We start from the raw sequence: 5,390 nt of genomic DNA, 5'->3' as shown, positions 1-5,390 counted from the left end.
TAGGGCCTGTATTATTAGCCATTTTTAAAAACTGGCTACGTGCCCATTTAAGTGGCGCAACTTGGTTAGAAAAGCCAAAGTAACACGCGTCCATCATGCTCATCATTAATAAATTAGCTTTACGGCGAGCTCGCTCGTATTCTTTAAGCGTTAACGGGCACCCTATATCCCCTGCATTGTCTAAAACCTTAGCAAGTGCCACTACATCCTGAAAACCTAAATTTACACCCTGCCCTGCAAGCGGATTTATTGTATGTGCAGCGTCACCGACTAAAACTAAGCGCCCTTGTGAATAGTTGTTAGCATGTTGGCGAGTAAGCGGAAATATTGCATGAGTTTGTACTTCAAAGTCTCCAGCAAGTTCAGGAAATTTATTAAGTATGTGCATTTTTAGCTCAGCTGGGTTTAGCCCTTTAAATGCTTGCAGTGTATTTGCATCGTCGTACCAAATTAAATTAGCGTATGGTGCCTGCATTGGCAAAAATGCGAGTGGCCCACTTGGCGTAAACTGCTGCCATGTTTTAATTTGTTGCGGCGCATCGAGTTTAATTAATACCCCCATGCAATGCTGCTGATACTGCCAGCCGGTAATTCCTATATTAGCTTTAGCACGCAGCTGCGATTGTCCGCCATCGGCTGCAATCACTAAATCAGCGGTATAGGTTTGAGCTCCATACACAAGCGTAATTAAATCATCCGTTTGCTCTATTTTAGTAATAGGTGTGGCTTGCTCAATAACCTCAATCTTATAATGATCAAATTGCTGCCATAAACTTGCTTGAATTAAACTATTTTCAATTAAGTGGCCTAAATGCGTGGTGTTTATATCGGCGCAGTCAAATAATAAATTATCACCACCGCGCTCAAATGCCTCCAATTGCTGATAAGGCGCTATGCGGTTTTGCCTTAAAAGCGGCATTGCTCCTAATTCATCAAGTAAATTTTCTGAAAAACGATTAATAGCCGACACTCTAATATCAACCTTATCACTACTAAGAATCTGTGATGGGTCTATTAGGTGTTTTTCGATTATGCGTACGCCAAAGCCCTGTTGAGCAAGCTTTATCGCCATAGCCGCGCCAACCATGCCACCGCCAACTACTATCACATTATTTTTAGTCATGTTTTTCATCATTTTATTATTACTTGAGTCTGTTTTGATTGTATCAAAATTAATTTGTTTTATACCAGAGGATATCCCTAACCGCTGATTAAACTCGCCTCGTATTGATTTGAGATCACAAACATGAAAACTATACTTGGATCTGGACGGGTATCCAGCTAAAATACGCCTCCTTTAAGTGAGCATGCTTGCTCCTTAATCCTGTTTCAAGCACATTTTTGTGCCACTATCGAATTGAACACGAGGCTATATTTCAATGAGCAAAAAGCTGCATATTAAAACCTGGGGTTGTCAGATGAACGAATACGACTCTCAGAAAATGGCTGAACTTTTAGATGCCACCAACGGCTACCAGCTAACTGAAGATGCAACAGATGCCGACGTAATCTTACTTAACACCTGTTCAATTCGTGAAAAAGCACAAGAAAAAGTATTTCACCAATTAGGTCGCTGGAAGTTATTAAAAGACGACAAGCCAGATTTAATCATTGGTGTAGGTGGTTGTGTTGCCTCACAAGAAGGTGACTCTATTCGCCAACGTGCGCCATTTGTAGATGTTATTTTTGGTCCGCAAACGCTACACCGTTTACCAGAAATGATTAAACAAGTGCAAGGCGACAAAGGCTCATCGGTTGTTGATATTTCATTCCCAGAGATTGAAAAATTTGACCGCCTGCCAGAGCCAAAAGCAGATGGCCCATCTGCTTTCGTATCAATTATGGAAGGCTGTTCTAAGTACTGTACTTTTTGTGTTGTACCTTATACTCGTGGTGAAGAAGTTAGTCGCCCAGTAGATGACGTACTACTTGAAGTTGCACAACTTGCAGAGCAAGGCGTACGTGAAGTAAATCTTTTAGGTCAAAACGTAAACGCATACCGCGGCGATACGCACGATGGCGAAATTTGTTACTTCTCTGATTTAATTCGTCTTATTGCAGCTATTGATGGTATTGACCGTATTCGTTACACCACATCGCACCCGGTAGAATTTACCCCAGATATAATCGACGTTTACGCCGATGTACCAGAGCTTGTAGATCACTTACATTTACCAGTACAAAGTGGTTCAGACCGTATATTAAACCTAATGAAACGTGGTCATACGGCAATTGAATACAAATCGACAATTCGTAAGTTACGTAAAATTCGTCCTAACTTAAGCATGTCGTCAGATTTCATTATTGGTTTTCCAGGCGAAAGCAAAGAAGACTTTGAAGCAACCATGAAGCTTATTAGCGACATAGGTTTTGATATGAGCTTTAGCTTTATTTACAGCGCACGCCCAGGTACGCCAGCGGCAGATTTGCCGGATGACGTAACAGAGCAAGAGAAAAAAGAGCGCTTATACTTACTACAAAACCGTATTACACAAATGGCGCAGCAAATTAGCCGTCAAATGTTCGATACAGAGCAACGTATACTTGTTGAAGGTCCTTCTAAGAAGAACCCTATGGAATTACGTGGCCGTACAGAAAATAACCGTGTAGTAAACTTTGTTGGCCCGCACACAGTGATCGGACAGTTTGTTGATGTACGTATTACCGAAGCACTACCTAACTCTTTACGTGGTGACTTAATTCGTACAGAATCAGAAATGAACTTACGACGTGAAGTAGCTCCTTCAGCTATTTTAACTAAAGCTGCAGCTGCAGAGCCAAAACCAGACACTGTTAACGAAATTGGCGTAGCTACTTTCGTTCCTTAGTCACACAATTAGCGCCAGTTAACGCTGGCGCAGTACTATAGGAAGCAATTTTGAGTAATCAGTTAAAAACATTAGAGATTTATTTAGAACCTGCCGATAACAAACGCCTTTCTTCTTTATGTGGCCCGTTTGACGAAAATATCAAACAAATTGAACGCCACCTGGCTGTTGAAATAATTCACCGTGACAACTTTTTTAAAGTAACCGGTAAACTACACAACTGCGCCGGCGCTGTAGAAATCTTAAAAAACCTTTATGTTGATACTCAGCCTGTTCGTGGTGTTTTAGGCGAAATAGAACCCGACGCCGTTCATTTAGCTATTACCGAATCAAAAGCCTTAGAGCAAGATGCATCCAGCAGCGCTTATGGCAAAGAAATGGTTATTAAAACCCGCCGTGGTGTTATTAAACCACGTAACGACAACCAAGGTGTTTATGTGGCAAATATTTTAAACCACGACATTACCTTTGGTATAGGCCCTGCAGGTACTGGTAAAACTTACCTTGCAGTTGCAGCCGCCGTCGACGCTCTTGAGCGCCAAGAAATACGCCGTATATTACTAACGCGCCCTGCTGTAGAAGCTGGCGAAAAGCTTGGCTTTTTACCTGGCGATTTAAGTCAAAAAATAGACCCATACCTGCGCCCTCTTTACGATGCTCTTTTTGAAATGCTAGGTTTTGAAAAAGTAGAAAAGCTCATCGAAAAAAATATCATCGAAGTCGCACCGCTTGCTTACATGCGCGGACGTACTTTAAACGATGCCTTTATTATTTTAGATGAAAGCCAAAATACCACCGCCGAGCAAATGAAAATGTTTTTAACCCGTATAGGGTTTAACTCAAAAGCGGTGATTACAGGCGATATTACACAGGTCGATTTACCTCGTGGCACACGCTCAGGCCTTCGCCATGCAATTGAAGTACTTGATGGCGTAAACGAAATTAGCTTTAACTACTTCAAAGCCCACGACGTAGTGCGTCACCCTGTTGTAGCACGCATAGTTGAAGCCTACGAGCGTAACGACGAAAGCGAGCGACTTAAGCGCATTGAAAAGCAAAATGCAAAAGACGCACTCGCTGCTCTTCAACAGCCTACTACTAAAGAGTAATACTTTGACAACCGAACTTGATTTACAAATAGCCTGTGAGTTTGACAACCTCCCAAGCGAAGAACAATTTGCGCTATGGGCTGACAAAGCCCTTAGCCAATACCGTGATGAGTCCGAACTCAGTATCGTTATTAGCGACGAAGCGCAATCGCAACAACTTAATAACGACTATCGCGGTAAAAATAAACCGACCAACGTACTGTCGTTCGAATTTGAAGCACCACCAGGCATAGATATTCCCTTGGTTGGTGATTTAATTATTTGCCCAGCCATTGTATTAGCTGAAGCAATTGAGCAAGAGAAGTCATTTCATGACCACTTTGCTCACATGGTTATTCACGGATGCTTGCATTTGCTTGGATTTGACCATATAAAGAGTGACGATGCTTTAGAGATGGAAAGCATCGAAAAGCAATTACTTGCAGAGCTAAACATAGCAGACCCATACCGGGACGATATTTAAATTAACGGAGCAATTAGACGCAATGAGCGACGGTAACTCGCAATCTAGCCAGGGTTCTTCTGGCAAAACGTGGTTGGGCAGAATAGCCCAAATGTTGCAAGGGGAACCCCAGAATAGAGAAGAGCTGGTCGAAGTTATTGCCGATGCGCAAGAACGAGACGTAATCGATCCAGAAACAAAAGAGATGATAGAAGGTGTGCTTGGCGTGTCTGAGCTTAAAGTGCGAGACATAATGGTTCCGCGCTCACAAATGATCACTCTTGAGATCGACAGCCCGCTTGAAGAACTAATTCCAATGATGGTTGACTCAACTCACTCACGTTTTCCAGTGGTGATTGAAGACAAAGATCATGTAGAAGGTTTTTTACTCGCTAAAGATTTATTGCCACTGATCTTAAATAAAGACGAGCATTTACCATCAATACGCGATTATTTACGCCCAGCAATGGTAGTACCTGAAAGCAAACGTGTTGATACATTGCTAAACGAATTCCGTCAGCAACGCTACCATATGGCTGTTGTTATTGACGAATACGGCGGCGTATCGGGCTTAGTAACGATTGAAGATATTCTTGAAATAATTGTTGGCGAAATCGAAGATGAGCACGACGAAGAAGAAGAACATCAAGATATTCGTCAACTTGCTAAACATGTCCACGTAGTGCAAGCACTCACACCTGTAGATGACTTTAACGAGCATTTTAAAACAGGCTACAGCACAGACGAAGCCGATACTATTGGCGGGACTGTACTGCACGCATTTGGCCATATGCCAAGCCGTGGTGAAACGATTGACATAGAAGGTTACCAATTTAAAGTAACCAACGCCGACAATCGTCGTATTTTGCAACTGCAAGTCACCGTTCCTAAGGCTGATGATAACGACAGTGAAGAAACTGCTAACTAGACTTACCCTATTAGCAAAAGATAAAAAAGCATGGCTCGCACTCGTTGCGGGCCTTGTTTTAACTTTTGGCTATGCCCCTTTTG

The 5,390-nt window shown here is 42.3% G+C and carries 5 protein-coding genes; 4 read left to right on the top strand and 1 reads right to left on the bottom strand.

Annotated features, from left to right (window positions below; all coding sequences use genetic code 11):
* A partial coding sequence (locus H5072_RS10920) for an FAD-dependent monooxygenase (RefSeq protein ID WP_259395922.1) occupies positions 1-1,123 on the bottom strand: 1,123 nt, incomplete at its 3' end.
* 256 nt (positions 1,124-1,379) lie between these two features.
* On the opposite strand from H5072_RS10920, the gene miaB reads away from it, so the two are divergent.
* Genes miaB through corC form a run of 4 tightly spaced genes read left to right on the top strand, consistent with a single transcriptional unit; the run spans position 1,380 to position 5,307 of the window.
* The gene (miaB, locus tag H5072_RS10915; RefSeq protein WP_002958544.1) at positions 1,380-2,828 is read left to right on the top strand and encodes a tRNA (N6-isopentenyl adenosine(37)-C2)-methylthiotransferase MiaB; all 1,449 of its coding nucleotides are present in this window, start codon (positions 1,380-1,382) and stop codon (positions 2,826-2,828) included.
* 50 nt (positions 2,829-2,878) lie between these two features.
* On the top strand, positions 2,879-3,937 hold the full coding sequence (locus H5072_RS10910; protein WP_002958543.1) for a PhoH family protein: 1,059 nt from the start codon (positions 2,879-2,881) through the stop codon (positions 3,935-3,937).
* Positions 3,938-3,941: 4 nt separating this feature from the next.
* Positions 3,942-4,400 (top strand): rRNA maturation RNase YbeY, encoded by a 459-nt coding sequence (gene ybeY, locus H5072_RS10905; RefSeq protein WP_002958542.1) that lies wholly within the window; start codon positions 3,942-3,944, stop codon positions 4,398-4,400.
* A gap of 22 nt (positions 4,401-4,422) precedes the next feature.
* Entirely contained in the window at positions 4,423-5,307 is an 885-nt protein-coding gene (gene corC / locus H5072_RS10900) for a CNNM family magnesium/cobalt transport protein CorC (RefSeq protein ID WP_002958541.1), read from the top strand.
* Positions 5,308-5,390: the final 83 nt, after the last annotated feature.

It is taken from the genome of Pseudoalteromonas sp. SR45-5 (genome assembly GCF_014163565.1).
Taxonomy (GTDB): domain Bacteria; phylum Pseudomonadota; class Gammaproteobacteria; order Enterobacterales; family Alteromonadaceae; genus Pseudoalteromonas; species Pseudoalteromonas distincta.
The sequence above is the reverse complement of the archived record's forward strand: the minus strand, read 5'-3'. Positions and strand labels throughout refer to the sequence as shown.

Coding starts and splice junctions, on each gene's coding strand:
- miaB (WP_002958544.1), top strand. CDS start 1,380: ATGAGCAAAAAGCTGCATATTAAAACCTGGGGTTGTCAGATGAACGAA.
- corC (WP_002958541.1), top strand. CDS start 4,423: ATGAGCGACGGTAACTCGCAATCTAGCCAGGGTTCTTCTGGCAAAACG.